Below are 18961 nucleotides of genomic sequence, written 5' to 3'. Positions count from 1 at the left end.
ACGTATCATTTTCACTAATCTAGTTTATCCGTACATAAATTAACATTCATTCTGATTATTCTTTTTTAGATACTTTTCAATGCTTCAATAAGTAAATCAATATCCTCTTTTGTATTGAAATGACTGAACGATATGCGCAAACTCGGTTTCTTCAAATCTTCTTCAGAAAGCATTTCGGCTAAAACATGCGAAGGCTTAACACTTCCTGACTGACAGGCGCTTCCGCGGGAAACTGCAATTCCTTTCATGTCCAAATGGAATAATATCATCGCTGTTTTTGCTGCTGCAAAAGGCAATAAAACATTCAAAACGGTATAAAAACCATCCGGATTTCCATTGATTTTAAATTCCGGAAATTCAATTTTGAGTTGGGCAATCAAATAACTTTTCAACTCCGTAACATGCTTTTGTTCAGTTTCTAAGTTGGTATAGGAAACGTCCAATGCTTTTGCCATACCAGCGATTTGGTGCAATGCTTCGGTTCCGGCGCGCAATCCTTTTTCCTGTTCGCCACCAAAAAACAAGGGTTGCAACCCTGAATTTTTTCGAATAAAAGCAAAACCAACGCCTTTAGGTCCATGAAATTTATGGGCACTTGCCACAATAAAATCAACAGGAATCGTTTGCAAATCAATCGTTGCTTTTCCAATGGATTGTACCGTATCCGAATGAAATAAAACATTATGTTCTTGACAAATGCGACCTATTCGTTCCAAATCCAGAACATTCCCCGTTTCATTATTCACGTGCATTAGGCTGACCAATGTTTTCTTTTCCTTCGAAAGTAACTCTACTAAATGGGTAATATCAATTTCTCCATTTGGTTTCACATTCACATAATCAATTTGAATATCGTACTCTTTTTCTAAAACCAGAGCCGTGTATAAAACCGCATGATGCTCTATTTTACTGGTAATAATTCGTTTTACCTGTAAATCTTTGACCGCAGAACGAAGAATCCAATTGTTAGCTTCGGTACCACAAGATGTAAAGATAATTTCCTGTGCAGTCGCATTTAGATTCTTGGCAATCGATTTTCTAGAAAGTTCCAATATACTTTTGGCGGCACGACCCAAACTATGCGTTGACGATGGATTCCCATAATCTTCCGTCATTACTTTGGTCATTTCCTGGATTACTTCGGTACGAATAGCGGTTGTAGAAGCGTTATCGAGATATACTTTTTTCATTTTTTTGAAAATTATAAATTATTTTAAACCCTCTATTTCTGCTGGAATACTTTTCGATTTTCTAGAAAAAATAAGCTTTTCATTAAAAACAACTATCGAAATCATAATCAGGAAATAGGAAAATAACTGAAGTGAACTAACGTTTTCATTATAATAAAATATCGCTAATAGAAACCCAATAATCGGATTAATATAAATCATAATCCCAACTGCTGACGAATTAATTCCTTTTAAAGCGTACAAGTTTAAAAACAACGGAATAATCGTAAAAAAGACTACGATTACCAGTAAACAGCCATAGAATAAGGGTTCTGTGGGCAAATCTCCACTATAATTGGGATAAAAAGGAAGCAGAATTATTGCCGTAAAAACTAATTGAATTGTCAAAACTAGGAATTTATCCAATTCACTATTTTTTCGTTGACTCACTAAATACATTGCATACGTGGCTGCCGTAATAAGGCTGTAAAAAATGTCTTCAAAATGATTCAATGACAATAAAATACAACTAAAGGCACTTATCAAAACGGCAACCCATTGCCATTTACTCAGTTTCTCTTTTAATATAAAAAAAGCCAGTATGGTCGTTAAAATTGGGCAAATCATATACGCTAATGAAGCCGCTTTTACACTAACGTGATTCATCACATAAATAAAAACAAACCAGTTTGAGGATAGAAATACGCCGCCGCCAAGTGTCAACGAGATAACACTTTGCTTTTGTTTTGCTGTCATCGATTTGAAATGATTCCAATTTTGCAGTATGATATTGCGTCGAAAAACGACATTGATAATTACCATCAGCGCCACACTAAAAAAAACACGGTAAAATAAAATGTCTAAAGAAGGATAATTGTGTAATGGTTTTAATGCTAAACTAAAAAAACCCCAGATAAAAAAGGCAGAGAAAGCAGCTAAATAATATTTGTTAGGTCTCATTATAGTGTAAAATTTGCGCAAAGATAATGATTTCTATTCGCTTTGAATTCATCCAATAGCAGCAATACAATAAAGCACATGCTATTGTATTGCTCTCACTATTTGAAATTTAAAAACCCAATATCCTGTTAAATAATCTATTTTTAAAGGGGAATGCAATTGGAACAAATTAAAAATTCTATTTTTGTTACAAATATTATAAAAATGAAAAGAGTTGTAAGCCTACTGGTTTTTGCATTACTGTTAAACGGTTGTGATGATGGAGATTTGATTCAAGAAGACATTAGTTTTGAAGATGTTGCCGCACAAAATTGTACTACAAATGATATTATCTACAAACTAAAAGATAGCGAAGCCCTTATTCTTGAAGTTCTGGGATTTACTTTCCCTACTGAAACTATATCGCAGGAATTAGACATTAATGCTTCAAATCGTGTGCTATATCGCTTTTACAATGGCGCCGTAACTTCCTCAACCATTTGCGAAACTATACCGCCGGCAACACCTATAGTTATGGATCAATGGACCACTTCAGGTGGAAAAATAGTTATAAATACTACCGCTATCAAAACTACAAATACCACTGATAACAGTACTAAAATTACAGGTTACAATCATAATATTACCTTTAAAAACATCACATTTGTAAAAAGTAACGGAACACAAGTTTACGAAACATTCCCTTTTGGGGACTATATAATTAGTGCTACTCCTTTACCTTTTGCATTCAATAAAACGCTTGAACAATGCAGTTCTTCAAAACAATTGTATGATTACAATAGTAGTGAAGCACTTATTTTAGACATTGATCCCGCTTTAATTGTTAATGAAGCGACACCGCTAAACGCTCCAAGAACCGGATTAATCAGTGACACAAAAAACAAACTTACGTATCGATTATTCTCCGGTTTACTTACGGGTGCTTATTTTTGCAACACTACTTTTCCGGCTACTCCTGCAGTAAGTGAAGAATGGATTGCAGTGGCTGGAGTGGCAAACGAAAGCGGAATTGTAGAGGTAACAACTGCTACTTTGGGAGCTGGTTTCAAACATACCGTTGTCCTTAAAAAAGCAAAAATGAAGAAGGGAAGCAGTGATTTTATTTTGGGTGATAATTACATTTATGGTGAATTATTGACTACAAATTAATCCCAAATAAGAAGCAAAAATAGAGGCAAAAATAGAGGCAAAAAACAACTGTTTTTAGTCCCAAAAAAAGGTCCGATTTTTAAGCTGTTTTCATTAGAAAATTTGCTTGAAAATGGGACCTTTTTTTTGAGATTTTAAAAACTAAAACAAAACTTACATGGCACTTTGCTTGATAAAAACTTCTGTTGCACCTTGACCATATTTTTGATAATTCCCTTCTTGAAAAGCAATGTTATCATAGCGACCCAATAAAAAATCCAGCTCTGCTTTTAGAACTCCTTCACCCACGCCGTGAATAAAAACAATCTTTGGAATGCGATTCCGGATGGCAAATTCTATGTGTCGTTTTGCCGTATCAGTCTGCAAAGTCAGAATATCATAATTCGACATTCCGCGTTTATTTGGCACCAGTTTTTCGATGTGCAAATCAAACTCCGGAGCGGGAATTTCGTGCTTTGATTTCTTTTCTTTCACAAAACTTCGTGGTTTTGGTATCTCTTTTTCTTTTGAAACCTCACTTACATTAATTCTTCTGATAGAATCAAGTAAGTTACTGGAATCGTTTATTTTAATCAACTCATTGACAAAAAATGTCATCATGAATCCATCCTCTGTTTCAATCGTAACTTGCTTCTCGTTGACTGACAACACTACTCCATTGATGGCTTCATCGAGTACTGAAACCTTATCTCCTTTGTTAAACATTTTCGTCTTCTTTATCTTGATTTTTACTTGGCGTCTTGGCACTCAATTGCATCATTCCCATCATGAAAACCACAATTGCAATTACCATTATATACACATTTTTTTCGGCACTCACCTGCTCGTATAAAGCAACAGTTATCGCCACAACCATTATTGGAATTATAAACTTTCTCATTTTTTTAAATATCAGTTTTCAAAAGTAATGAATTTAAAATTGCATCAATTATTATCGCAACCGTTTCTTATTTTTTCGTAAAATTGTAAAAAGAAAAACCATTGGATTTAGAAAAATATATGCTCCCTTGTTTAAGCAAAACACTCTTTGGAATAGAGTGTTTGGGCTGTGGTTTTCAGAGGAGTTTTTTGTTGCTTTTGAATGGCAATTTTGAAGGTGCTTTTAAGATGTATCCAGCCATTTTTACCACCCTGTTATTTCTAGGAATTCTAGGTTTTAATTTTATCGACAAAAACAGGAATTACAAAAAAATCATCATTGGCTCAGCAATCTTAAATGGCATTTTTATGATTGTGGGTTATTATTTTAAGCACTACTAAAAAGTTCTTTTTTTGATTTTTTTAGAACAAAAATATTATTTGATTCGAGTCAAAATATCATTCATCATTTCGATTTGGACTTTTTGAATTTCTATTAATTCTTCTTGTTGGTGCATAATTAAATGATCCAGTTTTTCATGAAGCATTCTAATTTCAAGTTCTGATTTCAAATTTATCATATAATCTTTTTTGGCTCTTTCCCTGTCTTTTTCTTCCTGACGATTTTGACTCATCATAATTACTGGAGCTTGAAGTGCGGCAAGACAAGACAAAATTAAATTCAGCAAAATAAATGGGTACGGATCAAATCCTTTATTCAAGAAAACATAAATATTAATCAGAATCCAAAAAAGAATAAATACTCCAAAAAGGATTATAAATTTCCAGCTTCCGCCAAAAGCCGCTACTTTATCCGCTACTTTTTGCCCCACTGTACGAACACCAATTTCATCCTCTACAATACTCACTAATGATTTATCTTCGTTCAAGGAACCGATAACTCTGGTTTCCAGATTTGACAACTCCCCAATTTCGACCAATAAATAATTAGAAATGTATTTCTCCCGATACATATTCAACTCCCCAATTGAGAGGAATTTGTCCTCATCAAAATCAGGGTAATCATTTTGAATAAGCGCCAATATTGGGTTTCGAATGGTTTTGGCAGCAATTTTATCCGCTATTGGAAATTCTTTTTGGGAAATATCGCTTATAAAAGTAGTCTTGGATTTCATGGATTGTTATTTATTGGCTAATTTAAAAAAACACTTTCATCAAAACTAATAATTCAGCTCCTATACATTGAAAATAAAACAGATACGACCCAACTTTTTATCTTAAAAAGCTAAAACAGTAATTCCCACTGCATTTACTATCCATTTATTTAACAAAAGTGTCTAAATAAACAAGATAGCTTTATGTTTAAGAAAGAAATAATTCGAAATAGTTCAATATCTTTGCGATTCGTTTTAAAACCCATGAAAATGTCACTGAACTACAAAAATATTCCTTTCTGCTATTGTTGTTGCTGTTTTTAAAATCCCCCTTTAAAAAACATTGTTCAAAAACGAATACTAATTGTAATCAACTTAAAATCTGATTATTACAATTTAAGACATCAAACAGCATGAAATCACAAAAAATATTAGACCTTATTGGAAACACGCCTTTAGTAGAAACTACTAATTTGATAAAAAATAAAAATGTAAAACTTTTGCTAAAACTCGAAGGAGACAATCCCGGTGGCAGTGTAAAAGATCGGGCAGCCTACAACATGATAGCTTCTGCACTGGAAAGAGGAGAAATCAAAAAAGGAGACAAACTCATTGAAGCAACCAGCGGAAATACGGGAATTGCTTTGGCGATGATTGCCCAATTATTCAATATCGAAATCGAATTGGTGCTTCCAGAAGATTCCACCAAAGAACGCACCCAAACCATGCGTGCTTATGGCGCAACCGTAATTTTGACACCTGCAGATACCGGAATAATAGGCTCCAGAGATTATGCTGATAAAAAAGTAGCCGAAGGCGGTTACATCATGCTCAATCAGTTTGCAAATGACGACAACTGGAAAGCACATTATAAAACCACAGGCCCAGAAATATGGAATGATACAGAAGGAACCGTAACCCATTTTGTTTCTGCTATGGGAACAACAGGGACAATTATAGGTACTTCAACTTACTTAAAAGAAAAGAATCCTGCGATTCAAATTGTAGGTGCACAACCCAGCGATGGATCTCAAATTCCGGGAATCAGAAAATGGCCTGAAGAATATTTGCCTAAAATTTTTGACGCCAAGAAAGTAGACACAATCATTGAAGTCTCTGAAGACGAAGCACGAGCCATGACCAAACGTTTGGCGCTGGAAGAAGGCATTTTTGCAGGAATGAGCAGTGGCGGTTCAGTTGCAGCTGCAATAAAAATGGCTGAAGAATTAGAATCAGGAGTTATAGTAGCCATTATCTGTGACCGTGGCGATCGCTATTTATCTTCGGATTTGTTTGATTAAATTACTTTTACTTTATAAAAACAACCTTCCTTTTCTGTATCTTTCGGATATAAAAAGGAAGGTTGTTTCGATTTTAAGCAAGAACAATTTCTATTTTAATCAATACACTATTAACTGATTCAAACTTTATAATCTGGTTACAAATGAAAAACACACCATTAATTTACTGCATTCTATTTTTATCAATCATTATGGGAGGAAAAGTACAGGCTCAAGACTGGCCAAATTTAAATAAATACCAAAATGAAAATGCAAATCTGAAACCGGTAACGCCCGGACAAAAAAGAATTGTATTTATGGGAGATTCCATAACTGAATTTTGGAGTATAACCGACCCCGAATATTTTGCCGGAAAACCATACGTTAATCGCGGTATTAGCGGTCAAACTACGCCTCAGATGCTAATACGCTTCAGAGCTGATGTTATCGCTTTAAAACCCGCCGCTGTGCTTATTTTGGCTGGAATAAATGATATTGCCGGCAATACCGGTCCTGCAACATTGGATATGATTGCAAATAATATTTTTTCGATGTCCGAATTGGCAAAAGCAAACCAGATTAAAGTCATTCTTTGTTCTGTATTGCCCGCTTATGATTTCTCTTGGAAGCCCAATCAAAATCCTGCTGAAAAAGTAATGGCTCTCAATAAAATGATAAAAAATTACGCTGACGCCAATGGCATTCTATATCTTGATTACTTTTCGGCTATGGCAGATGAACGAAAAGGTTTGCCTGCTTCGTACTCTAATGATGAAGTACACCCCAATAAAACAGGATATCAAGTAATGGCACCACTTGCGGAAAAAGCAATTACCAAAGTCTTATCACAAAAATAAATTATTACTTTAAAAAGAAGCAAAAAATGAACTATCGCAGACTGGGTAAAACAGATTTTGAAATTTCAGAAATATCACTTGGCACATGGCAGGTAGGCGGAAAATGGGGTTCTGCTTTCAATGATAAAACCGCAGATGAATTAATCAATACTGCAATTGACAATGGCGTAAATTTTATTGACACTGCCGATGTTTATGAAAACGGATTGAGTGAAACTGCTGTAGGTCGAGTGGTTCGTTCCCGTTCTGAACGAATTTATGTGGCTACAAAATGCGGTCGTCACATTAATCCGCACGTAAATGAAGGTTATCAGCCCAAAGTGCTACAACAATTTGTGGAAGATAGTTTGAGAAGAACTGGTCTTGAAACACTGGATTTAATACAATTGCATTGTCCTCCGACTGAAGTATTTTATCGTCCGGAAATATTTGAAATGTTTGACCGTTTGAAAGAGCAAGGGAAAATTTTAAATCTTGGCGTTAGCGTCGAAAAAGTGGAAGAAGGACTAAAAGCGATTGAATTTCCAAATGTAACTTCGGTTCAGATTATTTTTAATCTTTTCCGTCAGCGTCCATCCGAACTGTTTTTCAAAGAAGCAACAAAACATGATGTTGGTATTATTGCTAGAGTTCCACTTGCGAGTGGGCTTCTGACAGGGAAATTCAATGCTAAAACTACTTTTGACACTCAAGATCATCGTAATTTTAATCGAAATGGCGAAGCTTTCGACAAAGGCGAAACATTCTCCGGCATTAATTACGAACTAGGCTTAAAAGCAGTAGAAGAATTGAAAGCATTATTCCCCGAAGCAACAAACTTGGCTCCTATTGCTTTACAATGGATTTTGGGCTTTGATGAAGTTAGCTGTATAATTCCTGGCGCTTCCAATGAAAGTCATGTGCTGTCTAATTTATCAGTTTATGATTTACCTAAATTGACTTATGAAAAAATTGCAGCAATGAATGAAATTTATGAGCGTTATATAAAACCCGAAGTGCACCAACTTTGGTAATCCATTTTATCACATAAAAAAAGGCTCGATTTAAATTAAATCGAGCCTTTTTTTATGTGAATCTTATTTTTATGCTAAAGTAGCCGTAGTAGAAATTGCAGCATTCAATAGTTTAGAAATAGGACAATTTTTCTCAGCCTTAGTAACTAACTGTTGAAAAACATCATCTGTTATAGCATTTACTTTTGCATTCACGGTTAAGTGTGACGTTATAATTGTTCCATCTACCAAGTCGATATCGCATTTGGTTTCGATACTTTCAATTTCAAAACCGGCTTCAGTGATGTAAGCCGAAAGTTGCATGGTAAAACAGCCTGAGTGCGCCGCTGCAACTAATTCTTCCGGATTAGTCCCTACTCCTTCTTCAAAACGAGATTTGAACGAATATTGTGTATCTTTTAATGTGGTACTTTGTGTGGTAAGTTTCCCGGCTCCTTCTTTAAGTGAACCATTCCAAACTGCGGTTGCATTTCTTTTCATAATTATAAATTTTTATGTTTTCTCAAATTTAGTTCATTTGTAAAAAAACGCTTTCGGAAATAGGATTTTTTAACGAAAATTTAAAGTTCGTGTATTTTCTATGATGCGCTAAAAAACAATAGAAAAAGTAGCTCCTTTATTAATTCCGTCGCTTTCTGCTAAAATTTGTCCGTCGTGTCTTTCTATTATTTTTTTACATAAATACAATCCAATTCCTGTTGAAGGCTCATTTGATGTTCCTAACTTACTCATTTTAGTAAATTTTTTGAACAGTTCGTGACTTTGCTTTTGATCAAAACCTATACCTTCATCTGTTATTGTAAAAAACAATTTACCGCCTTGCATATAAACACGAACTTTGATTTCACTATCCGGAAACGAGAATTTTATAGCATTATCTATTAAGTTCACTAAAACTCGTATCAGCAACACTTTATCAATTTTCAAAAGTGCTTCTTCGACTTCAATTGATAAATCCAGTTTAAGGTTTTTATTACTTAGCAGCTGATCCAATTGCTTAGATACAACAGAAAAAATAGAAGAAAACTGAACAATATCATTTTCGGATTTTTTTTCTATAACTTGATCTTGCTCTTTCAGCAGCTTGATAAAGTTTTCAATATAATTATACTGTTGTTCTGTCGATTGAAGTATTAATTGGGCTAATTCAGTTATAGATTCAGAAGGTTCTTCCTCTAAAATAAGCAACGCCACCGACTTAGAATTCCCGACAAAGTTTCTTAAATCATGGGAAAGCAAATACACTAAATCTTGTTTTTCAGTAATGAAATTTTCATTTTCAGCGATTGAATCCTGAATATTACTCATCAATAAACCTGCTTCATCAGAGAAATTAGTTGGTAATGAAGGAACAATTCTCTTGTTTCTATACACATGTAAGGCTTTAGAAGCTACTTCAATTGGCTTAATTAGCTGCTTTAAAAATAGCAAAGTTGTACCTGTAGCTACTAAGGTCATGATAAGTGCAAAAATTAAAATGGTATCTGCAGAAATGGTTTTACTGCCATAAAGCACAAAAAACAACAACCCAATCAACGGAATATGAATTCCTATAAATGCGACAAACAAAAATTTGAACGCATAACTCTTTTTAAGAAAACCTATGTTAGATAATTTTTTATATAACTGCATAGACAATTTATTTCGTTTTTTTAAACAACAGAAAATTACAAAGAACAAAATAAGTGATTAATTTCTTACTAATACTTAAGATATTCTAAATAAAATATTAAATTAAGTATTTTACTTCAACCAACATACGTTTAAAAAGAGTATTTGGTTCTTAAAGTTGATTATTTAATACTATTCTTATTTTTTTATAGAAATAAATCACAATTGCTTATCTGAAATCTTCGCTGAACAACAACACCCAATTCTAGACCACAATTCCCTGCCCCCGATTACAGCGAAAAACCCGCCGTTGCGAAAGCTTTGGAACACTTGCCGGTAAAGAGCGCCTCCCGAAACTTCGGGAGAAGCTCCTTTACGGGCGCAGTGTTGCTGCTTGCGAAAGAGCCCCGAAGCATCGGGGTTCTAGTGGAAAGCGGGAATGGCTCCAATAAAAAACACTTGAAATTAAAAATATTTCCTAATTTGAATTTATAAAACCATTCAAACGCTTATTTTTGCGCTATGGCAAAGAAAAATACAGACAAAGTTGTCTTTCATCAAATAAAAGTCCTTGATGCTGGTGCAAAAGGCGTATCGGTAGCAAAGGCTCCCGACGGAAAAGTAGTTTTTATCCCGAATGTGGTTCCGGGTGATGTGGTTGATGTGCAGACTTTCAAGAAGCGCAAGGCTTATTATGAAGGAAAAGCGGTTCATTTTCATGAATATTCAGAGCATCGTGTAGACCCAATTTGCGAGCATTTTGGTGTTTGTGGCGGTTGTAAATGGCAGAATATGAAATACAGCCAACAGTTGTATTACAAGCAAAATGAGGTAAAAAACCATTTGCAACGCATTGGAAAAATAGAACTTCCGGAATTTGAACCGATTCTTGGTTCCGAAAAACAGTTTTTTTACAGAAACAAAATGGAATTTTCGTTTTCGAACAGCCGTTGGTTAACTGAAAAAGAAATTGACAGCACCGAAGATTTAGGAAACAGAAACGCACTTGGTTTTCACATTCCGAAAATGTGGGACAAAATTCTGGACATTAATAAATGTCATTTACAGGAAGACCCATCGAATGCGATTAGAAACGAGGTTCGCGCTTTTGCTAACGAACATGGTTTGACTTTCTTTAATCCAAGAGCCCACGAAGGTTTATTGAGAACTTTGATGTTGCGTACTGCTTCGACTGGTGAAATCATGGTTTTGATTCAGTTTTTTGAAAACGACAAAGCCAACAGAGAATTACTTCTCGACCATCTTTACGAGAAATTCCCCCAAATTACTTCGCTGCAATATGTTATCAATAATAAAGCGAATGATACTTTATACGATACCGATATTAAATTATATAAAGGAAGAGATTATATTCTAGAAGAAATGGAAGGTTTGAAATTTAGCATTAATGCAAAATCTTTTTACCAAACCAATTCCGACCAAGCATACGAATTGTATAAAATAACGCGCGATTTTGCCGGTCTTACCGGAAATGAAATTGTGTATGATTTATATACTGGAACGGGAACTATTGCACAGTTTGTTTCGAAAAAAGCAAAAAAAGTAATTGGTGTTGAAAGTGTTCCTGAAGCTATTAAAGATGCCAAACTGAATGCTGAACGCAATGAAATTACCAATTGTGAGTTCTTTGTAGGGGATATGAAAGTTGTTTTCAACGATAGTTTCATCGCACAACACGGTCATCCTGATGTAATCATCACTGATCCACCAAGAGACGGAATGCACAAAGATGTAATTGAACAAATTATGAAAATTGCTCCTGAAAAAGTAGTTTATGTAAGTTGTAATTCGGCTACACAAGCGCGTGATTTAGCTTTAATGGACGAAAAATACAAAGTGACTCGAGTACGTCCTGTGGATATGTTTCCACAAACGCATCACGTGGAGAATGTTGTACTTTTGGAAAAAAGATAGCGATTTAGGTTGCCGGTTCTTGAATGTTGATTGTAGATTTTAAAAATTGATATTGTCATTGAAATTTTTCAATTCAGCAATCCTATTGCATACCGAATTACACAAAAACAAATTGTAAATGAAAAAAATAATTTTATTGGTATTTGCATTAGCACTTTCCTTCTCCAGTTGCGAGAAGGATGACATTTGCGATGCAAATACACCCACTACGCCTCGTTTGGTGATTAGCTTTTATGATTTCTTGAATCCTTCGGTTTTAAAAAATGTGACAAATCTAAAAGTAGTTGGCGAAGGAATGACTGAGGGAATTGTTTTTAATACTGCCACCGGAGATGCTAAATACCTTACGAATGGAAGCACGATTTCGATTCCGCTAAAAACAGTTGGAACCAGCACCAGTTATAGTTTTACTTTAAATTCTGGAAATACAAATCCAGCTTTGGTAAACGTAGACAATATAAAATTTGATTATACAACCCAAGAATTATTTGTGTCGAGAGCTTGTGGCTACAAAACTATCTTTACATTAGACCCAATAAATCCATACACACATACCGATGCTGCAGTTGCAGATGAAAAATGGATAGAATACATCTCGGTTGAAAAAAGTAACTTAGAAAACGAAAATGAAACACACATTAAGATCTTTTTTTAGTTTTTGTCTCCTATTATCGTTGACTTTGGTACAAGCTCAGGAAACTACTCCTGTCAAAAGTGACCCCAAAAACACCAAAACGGACCAGATTATTCCTGAAGCGCCATTACCATTGGTCGAAATTAGTCCTGAAATCATAAAGAACGATTCGATTCCTGTAAAAACAGACCGATATGGGATTCGTGTTGGACTGGATTTATTCAAATTGACACGCGCTTTATACGACGAAGATTATAAAGGAATTGAGTTTGTGGGAGATTATCGATTGACAAAAAAATATTTTTTGGCTGCCGAAATTGGAAACGAAAACAAAACCACTGATGATGACCGCCTTAATTTCACTACCAAAGGTTCGTATCTAAAAGCAGGTTTTGATTATAATGTTTATGAAAACTGGCTGGATATGGAAAATATTATTTCCGTAGGCATGCGCTATGGTTTCAGTACTTTTAATCAGCAATTAAACAGTTATAGAATTTACAATGCGAATCCTTATTTTGGCGAAGTTCCTGTAATTCCTTCCGGTGAAAAATTTGATGGTTTAACTGCCAGTTGGATTGAAGTGGTGGCCGCAGTGAAAGCAAAAGTATTCAATAATGTTTTTGTGGGTTTCAGTCTTCGATTGAACCGATTAGTAACCAACAAAGAACCGGAGAATTTCTCCAACTTATATATTCCTGGATTTAACAGAACTTACGATGGTGATTTTGGAGTAGGATTTAACTATACCGTTACATATTTTGTCCCTATTTATAAGAAAAAAGTAAAACCTGTTGCAGTTCCTAAAAAAGAGGAGAAAAAGTAATTACGAATTAGGAATAAAAAAATATCGCAAAGAAAACAACAGTTCTCTTTGCGATATTTTTTTTAATTCGTAATTTATAAGCTACCCTATTTCCTTAATTCCTTTCATAAAAATCCATTTCATGAATAATTTCTCTCCGTCTTTAGTTTTTACGGATTGAAATTTTGGTGCTAAAAGAGTTCCTATAACAAATGCCGTTAATGGAATCCAGAAAGAAGTTAAATTAGTATAATGTGCCACTACATATCGAGCGGAAATAAATAATATTGCAAAACATCCCAGTTGGTATAGAAATGCTCGTATTTGTAATTTGGTCATTTTTTTAAGTCTTAAAGTTTTAAAGTCAAAGGTCGAAAAGTAAAAAATTGAATATTGCTTATTCAGCACTATCAGTTGTTACCTGAAACTTTGTTCTCTTACTTCCTTCGTACATTTCGTATTTTACCAAACGTGCTTCTAAACCGGCGTTAAAAAGTTTGATTTTTCTCGAAGGTTTAAGTCCAACATATTTTAAAGCTTCCAGATTTGCTGTAATCATCCAAGCATTCGTTCCTGGGTAATTTTTCTTTAAGGTATCACCAATGTTTTTATAGAATTCTTCCATGTGAATATCCAAACGCTCATCATACGGCGGGTTGAAAACTATGTGCAATTTCCCTTCTGAAGTTTTCTCGGTATCAAAAAAGTTCTGTTCTTCAATCGAAATATATTCGTCCAGATTGGCATTTTTGATATTGTCTTTGGCTTTTTGAACCGCACTTGGTGCTTTATCATAGCCTTTTATCGTGTAATGAAACTCTCTAATACGTTTCAATAAACTGTCTGAAATAGCATCAAACAAATCATTGTCCCAATCGTTCCATTTTTCGAAAGCAAATTCTTTACGGTTGATGTTTGCCGGAATATTACAAGCAATCATAGCTGCTTCGGCTAAGAATGTTCCCGAACCACACATTGGATCCAAGAAATCCGTTTGACCGTCCCAACCGGAAAGCAATAGAATTCCTGCTGCCAAAACTTCGTTTATAGGAGCAATATTGGTAGCAGTTCTGTACCCACGTTGATTCAATGCATTTCCTGAAGTATCAAGCGCTACTGAAACCTGGTCTTTATCGATATGGATGTTGATTCTTAAATCAGGATGTACTTTATCAATACTTGGACGTTGCCCCGTTCTTTCTCTGAACTGATCGACAATCGCATCTTTACATTTTTGAGAAACAAATTCCGAGTGATTAAAATATTCCGAATGCACCGTTGTATCAATCACAAAAGTCTGATTGGCATTCAGTAATTTAGACCAATTCACTCCCGAAATGCCTTTGTATAAAGCCTGCTCATTATTTGCCTTGAAAAAATAAATAGGTTTCAGGATTTTCAAAGCCGTACGCAAAGACAAGTTTGCTTTGTACATAAACCCTTTATCTCCTTTAAAACTCACCATTCTTACGCCTTGCTCCACGTTTTGTGCGCCAAGGTTTTGTAATTCTTTCGCTAATATTTCTTCAAAACCAAAAAAGGTTTTGGCAACCATTTTATAATTATTTTCCATTGTAAAATCAAGTATTCGTTGCAAAAATACACTAAATTTGCATCAATCGAATTAATTGAAAAAGAATAAATGTCTGCAGCACAAAATCCACCAACTGAAAATCATCTGAAATCATCTGAAAACTGGTATACCTCTTGGTTTGACACTCCGTATTATCACATCCTTTACAAAGACAGAAATTATAGAGAAGCACAGGTTTTTATGGATAATCTTACCCATTATCTTAATCTTCCAGAAAAGGCAAAAGTATTGGATTTAGCATGTGGCAAAGGCCGTCATTCTATTTATTTGAACCAATTAGGATTCAATGTTCTTGGAGCTGATTTATCTGAAAACAGTATTGCCGAAGCCACTAAAAATACGAATGAAACCCTTCATTTCAAAGTACACGATATGCGTGAACCTTTTGAAGAAAAATTCGATGCTATTTTCAATTTATTTACCAGCTTTGGTTATTTCGAAAATGACGAAGACAATCTAACTACTTTAAAAGCCATCAAAGAAAGCCTTTCGGAATATGGCTTTGCCGTGATTGACTTCATGAATGTTGCTCAAGTACTCGAAACACTGGTTCCTGAAGAAACAAAAACGGTCGAAGGCATCGAGTTTCATATCAAACGCTATTTGAAAGACGGTCATATTTACAAAGAAATTGATTTTGAAGATAAAGGTCAAAAATTTCATTTTACCGAAAAAGTAAAAGCCCTTACCCTAAAAGATTTTGAGGAATTAATGGAAGAAGCCGGAATTTATTTATTGGATATTTTTGGCGATTACAAATTAAAAAAATTCCATAAAACAGATAGTGAACGCCTAATCATGATTTTTAAATAAATGAATTACCTTTTACCTTTACTTTCCGTAATCATAGGATATATCGTCGCATTGATTATACGTCCAAAGAACAAAAGCAACCTAAAATTGCTATTGGCTTTCAGTGGTTCTTTTTTACTTTCATTAACGGTAATGCATTTATTACCTGAAATTTATGAAAGTGCAAACCCAAACATTGGACTCTTTATCATGCTGGGAATCTTGTTCCAGATTATATTGGAATTTTTCTCAAAAGGAGCTGAACACGGTCACGTTCACGGACATGAAATAATGACACAAATCCCGTGGTTATTATTCATCAGCCTTTGTATACATGCATTTTTAGAAGGGTTTCCAGTAAGCCATCATCATGATTTAGCTATAGGAATTGCCATCCATCATCTGCCTATTGCTATTATTCTGACTACCTTTTTCATCAATGCAAGTCTAAATAAAAAAGCCATTTTTTTCTTCATGGTCACCTTTGCAATCATGACGCCGCTAGGAACTATTTTATCTGATTATTTGCCAATATTAAACGTGTATTATACTGAAATTACAGCCATTGTAATAGGAATATTATTTCATATTTCGTCTACCATTATTTTCGAAAGCAGCGAAGGACACAAGTTCAATATCGCCAAAGTTTCTATGATTGTGATAGGAATTGCGTTGGCATATTTTATATAAATTTATAAAGCTAAGAAACAGATTTCTGTTTCTTAGCTTTTAATTTTCTAATTACCTCCAGTTCTTTTATTCTCCTCCTTATTCCCAAAATCACGCTGTTGTACATTGATCTTTTTGTTTCCAAAATTATAAACCACAGATAAACGTACAAATCGATTACTTTCTTTCTGCTCATATACCTGTTTTACACCGTTTATAACTGAAGTAAAGTCTTTTAAATAAGAGGTATTAAAAATATCATTTGCCAAAAATGCAATCTGCATGGTTTTATTAAACAAATCCTGTTTGAAACTAATATCAAAACTCGAGGCATATCCTACTTCATATAAACCGGATTTAAAAGGCGTTGTATACGTAAAATCGATTTGCAATTTTGTCGTTTTACTTAATAAAAAAGTATTATTTGTAGAAAAATCAATTTGTAAACTGTTTGATGGTGTAGCATTGATATATTTAATAAATTCTGTTTTTGCTCCTAAAAGGTACAATGAATTTTCACTAGACCACCAATCTGTAAAACTTGCCGAGTAACTTTCCCCTATTCCATAATTTAAGTTTTTAAAATAATTCTCGCGGGTTACAATCTGCGTATTGGTTTCCGGGTTTGAGGTAAACAAAACTCCATAACCGTTTGTAATAGCATTTACAAAAACACTCGTTCTAAAAATCTCTTTATAAGAATGTGCCAACTCAAAATTATCACTAAATGAAGGTCTTAAAAACGGATTCCCTTCGGAATAACTATTGCTGCTGATGTAAATTCTGAACGGATTCAATAAGTCAAAACGTGGTCTGTTGATTCTTTTTCCATAATTCAAACTAAAAGTATTGTTTTCGTTTTTCTTGTAGGAAGCATAAAACGTTGGGAATAATTTCAAATAATTATTTTCTGTTTCCTGATTCATTGTTTCAGAAAATCCATTAGTTTGAGTGTTCTCCAATCTTAATCCCATTTGGAAATTCCATTTTTCATTGAGTTTTTTATCTGCATTTACATAAACCGCCTGATTGTTTTCAGTGTATTTAAATCGGTTGGATTGGTTCGAATCTAATTCCGGAGTTCCTGTAATTGTATTGTAATAAAGTACATCACTCACACTATTTGTAAAACTCATTTTTGCACCATAAGACAAATTCAACGCTTGAAGCGGATGTTCCATATCTGCCTTAAAACTCCAATTGTCAATATCCTGATTCGAAATGTTTCTTCCCGACTGATTTATATCAACAAATGTCATATCTGGCGTGAAATTATTAGCGACAAAGTTTCTATCGAATTTTGAACTGTAATTAAAATAGTCCACATCAAAAGATAACTTCCTTTTTAAGGAATCTAGTTTGGTAATCAAATGTGCATTATACGTTTGATTTCTTGATCCTTTATCAGTGAAGCTATTGTTCAGTGTAACATTATCCAATTCGTTTTGAATATTGTAATTCTCAATTCTAATATCCGATTTAAAATCAGGGTTATTTTTATCGTTTAAATATTGAAATCCAATAGTAGTACGTTCTGAAAGATCATAATCTAAAGCCAATTTACCCGAAAGATTTTCAGTTTTTACCTTTGTTGCACTTTTCATATGGGAAAGTCCATCAGGAAAATACATTTTTAAATCATCTGTAGCATTCAAATAACCTGTTTTTGCATTAATCCTGGCAGAAAATCTAAACTTGTTTTTATTGTAAAAAAAGTTATCTCTTAAAGTATAAATACTATATTTATTTTGATCATAAGAAACTGTAGTCGTGTTTTTCCAGGAATCACGAACTCCTTTTTTCATAATAATATTAATCAATCCACCAGTTCCTTCGGCATCATATTTTGCCGGCGGATTACTGATAACTTCAATATTTTTAATATCACTAGCCGAAATTGATTTCAAAAAATTATTCAGTTCCTCACCTACTAATTCAATCATTCGTCCATCTATCATAACACGGGAAGTTCCTTTTCCTAAAATATTAATTGTATTATTCTGAACGACAACTCCGGGAGCCGTATTAATGGCACTTAAAGCGTCTCCGCCAACTGTTGTAACATTGTTTTCAAGATTATAAACCAAACGATCCGTTTTCTGTTCGATTGTTTTCTTTTTATATTGAATGATAACCTCTTTTAAATTGGTTGCGCTTTCTTTTAAAATGATTGTTCCTAAATCCATATCATTTTCTATTGTAAACTCTTTTTCATAATCTTTAAATTGTAAAAGGGTGATCCCAATTTTATAAGATCCTTTTTTAAGATTGATTTCAAAACTACCGTCTTGTTTGGAGGTTGAACCATCTATAATTTTTCCTTCTGAATTCGATATGGAAATATCTGCCCATTCTAATGGAATTGTTTCGCTTGCTATTTTTCCTTTTAATTTAAATGATGCTTGTGCTAAACAAAATAAAGGCAATAATAAAAAGATAAGGAGATTTACTTTTTTCATGATTTCTAATTTTAAAACTTGTTTCGATTAATTTGAAGCAAAGTTGCCTTAGAAATTTTCA

General features: G+C 34.0%; 20 protein-coding genes. 10 read left to right on the top strand and 10 right to left on the bottom strand.

From position 1 onward, the window contains the following. Nucleotides 1-65: 65 nt before the first annotated feature. A complete protein-coding gene (locus Q1W72_RS13845; protein ID WP_302135881.1) occupies nt 66-1190 on the bottom strand; it encodes a cysteine desulfurase family protein in 1125 nt (374 codons plus the stop codon). Between the two features lie 18 nt (nt 1191-1208). Beyond that, the gene (locus tag Q1W72_RS13840) at nt 1209-2129 is read right to left on the bottom strand and encodes an EamA family transporter (protein WP_302135880.1); all 921 of its coding nucleotides are present in this window, start codon (nt 2127-2129) and stop codon (nt 1209-1211) included. 204 nt (nt 2130-2333) lie between these two features. Between Q1W72_RS13840 and Q1W72_RS13835 the strand changes: the two genes are divergently transcribed. Continuing rightward, nucleotides 2334-3278, top strand: a complete 945-nt coding sequence (locus tag Q1W72_RS13835) for a hypothetical protein (protein ID WP_143394884.1) — start codon at nt 2334-2336, stop codon at nt 3276-3278. Nucleotides 3279-3431: 153 nt separating this feature from the next. Here Q1W72_RS13835 and Q1W72_RS13830 read toward each other — a convergent pair whose 3' ends face one another. Both Q1W72_RS13830 and Q1W72_RS13825 read right to left on the bottom strand, forming a co-directional pair. Continuing rightward, on the bottom strand, nt 3432-3983 hold the full coding sequence (locus tag Q1W72_RS13830; protein ID WP_099714811.1) for a Smr/MutS family protein: 552 nt from the start codon (nt 3981-3983) through the stop codon (nt 3432-3434). Then, nucleotides 3976-4158 (bottom strand): hypothetical protein, encoded by a 183-nt coding sequence (locus tag Q1W72_RS13825; RefSeq protein WP_099714810.1) that lies wholly within the window; start codon nt 4156-4158, stop codon nt 3976-3978. The genes Q1W72_RS13830 and Q1W72_RS13825 overlap by 8 nt, the downstream gene beginning before the upstream one ends. Before the next feature lie 101 nt (nt 4159-4259). Here Q1W72_RS13825 and Q1W72_RS13820 point away from each other — a divergent pair, with 101 nt between their 5' ends. Continuing rightward, nucleotides 4260-4538, top strand: a complete 279-nt coding sequence (locus Q1W72_RS13820; RefSeq protein WP_199074775.1) for a DUF2752 domain-containing protein — start codon at nt 4260-4262, stop codon at nt 4536-4538. Nucleotides 4539-4573: 35 nt separating this feature from the next. Here Q1W72_RS13820 and Q1W72_RS13815 read toward each other — a convergent pair whose 3' ends face one another. Further along, a complete protein-coding gene (locus Q1W72_RS13815) occupies nt 4574-5272 on the bottom strand; it encodes a DUF1003 domain-containing protein (protein WP_099714809.1) in 699 nt (232 codons plus the stop codon). A gap of 392 nt (nt 5273-5664) precedes the next feature. Between Q1W72_RS13815 and cysM the strand changes: the two genes are divergently transcribed. From cysM to Q1W72_RS13800, 3 genes are all read left to right on the top strand, one after another. Next, on the top strand, nt 5665-6552 hold the full coding sequence (gene cysM / locus Q1W72_RS13810; RefSeq protein WP_099714808.1) for a cysteine synthase CysM: 888 nt from the start codon (nt 5665-5667) through the stop codon (nt 6550-6552). A gap of 143 nt (nt 6553-6695) precedes the next feature. Further along, entirely contained in the window at nt 6696-7388 is a 693-nt protein-coding gene (locus Q1W72_RS13805) for an SGNH/GDSL hydrolase family protein (RefSeq protein ID WP_233206874.1), read from the top strand. 26 nt (nt 7389-7414) lie between these two features. Then, nucleotides 7415-8401, top strand: a complete 987-nt coding sequence (locus Q1W72_RS13800; RefSeq protein ID WP_099714806.1) for an aldo/keto reductase — start codon at nt 7415-7417, stop codon at nt 8399-8401. A 69-nt stretch (nt 8402-8470) separates the two neighbouring features. On the opposite strand, the gene Q1W72_RS13795 is transcribed toward Q1W72_RS13800, so the two are convergent. Together Q1W72_RS13795 and Q1W72_RS13790 are read right to left on the bottom strand one after the other, a co-directional pair. Continuing rightward, a complete protein-coding gene (locus Q1W72_RS13795; RefSeq protein ID WP_099714805.1) occupies nt 8471-8881 on the bottom strand; it encodes an OsmC family peroxiredoxin in 411 nt (136 codons plus the stop codon). Between the two features lie 108 nt (nt 8882-8989). Continuing rightward, nucleotides 8990-10033 carry a sensor histidine kinase KdpD gene (locus tag Q1W72_RS13790; RefSeq protein ID WP_099714804.1) on the bottom strand — a complete coding sequence of 348 codons (1044 nt, stop codon included), beginning with the start codon at nt 10031-10033 and terminating at the stop codon, nt 8990-8992. Between the two features lie 501 nt (nt 10034-10534). On the opposite strand from Q1W72_RS13790, the gene rlmD reads away from it, so the two are divergent. The 3 genes from rlmD to Q1W72_RS13775 all read left to right on the top strand — a co-directional run bounded on the left by rlmD (nt 10535) and on the right by Q1W72_RS13775 (nt 13407). After that, nucleotides 10535-11947, top strand: coding sequence for a 23S rRNA (uracil(1939)-C(5))-methyltransferase RlmD (rlmD, locus tag Q1W72_RS13785; RefSeq protein ID WP_099714803.1), 1413 nt, complete (start codon nt 10535-10537; stop codon nt 11945-11947). Nucleotides 11948-12065: 118 nt separating this feature from the next. Continuing rightward, nucleotides 12066-12602, top strand: coding sequence for a DUF6452 family protein (locus Q1W72_RS13780; protein WP_099714802.1), 537 nt, complete (start codon nt 12066-12068; stop codon nt 12600-12602). Beyond that, on the top strand, nt 12574-13407 hold the full coding sequence (locus tag Q1W72_RS13775) for a DUF6048 family protein (RefSeq protein WP_302135875.1): 834 nt from the start codon (nt 12574-12576) through the stop codon (nt 13405-13407). The genes Q1W72_RS13780 and Q1W72_RS13775 overlap by 29 nt, the downstream gene beginning before the upstream one ends. Before the next feature lie 81 nt (nt 13408-13488). On the opposite strand, the gene Q1W72_RS13770 is transcribed toward Q1W72_RS13775, so the two are convergent. Both Q1W72_RS13770 and Q1W72_RS13765 read right to left on the bottom strand, forming a co-directional pair. Continuing rightward, a complete protein-coding gene (locus Q1W72_RS13770) occupies nt 13489-13725 on the bottom strand; it encodes a hypothetical protein (protein WP_099714800.1) in 237 nt (78 codons plus the stop codon). Between the two features lie 58 nt (nt 13726-13783). After that, nucleotides 13784-14959 (bottom strand): class I SAM-dependent RNA methyltransferase, encoded by a 1176-nt coding sequence (locus tag Q1W72_RS13765; protein ID WP_099714799.1) that lies wholly within the window; start codon nt 14957-14959, stop codon nt 13784-13786. A gap of 69 nt (nt 14960-15028) precedes the next feature. On the opposite strand from Q1W72_RS13765, the gene Q1W72_RS13760 reads away from it, so the two are divergent. Both Q1W72_RS13760 and Q1W72_RS13755 read left to right on the top strand, forming a co-directional pair. After that, nucleotides 15029-15793, top strand: coding sequence for a bifunctional 2-polyprenyl-6-hydroxyphenol methylase/3-demethylubiquinol 3-O-methyltransferase UbiG (locus Q1W72_RS13760; protein ID WP_099714798.1), 765 nt, complete (start codon nt 15029-15031; stop codon nt 15791-15793). Then, nucleotides 15794-16462 carry a ZIP family metal transporter gene (locus tag Q1W72_RS13755; RefSeq protein ID WP_302135872.1) on the top strand — a complete coding sequence of 223 codons (669 nt, stop codon included), beginning with the start codon at nt 15794-15796 and terminating at the stop codon, nt 16460-16462. Nucleotides 16463-16509: 47 nt separating this feature from the next. On the opposite strand, the gene Q1W72_RS13750 is transcribed toward Q1W72_RS13755, so the two are convergent. Continuing rightward, nucleotides 16510-18900 carry an outer membrane beta-barrel family protein gene (locus Q1W72_RS13750; RefSeq protein ID WP_302135870.1) on the bottom strand — a complete coding sequence of 797 codons (2391 nt, stop codon included), beginning with the start codon at nt 18898-18900 and terminating at the stop codon, nt 16510-16512. Nucleotides 18901-18961: the final 61 nt, after the last annotated feature.

This window comes from Flavobacterium sp. ZE23DGlu08 (assembly GCF_030505335.1).
GTDB lineage: Bacteria > Bacteroidota > Bacteroidia > Flavobacteriales > Flavobacteriaceae > Flavobacterium > Flavobacterium algoritolerans.
The sequence above is the reverse complement of the archived record's forward strand: the minus strand, read 5'-3'. Positions and strand labels throughout refer to the sequence as shown.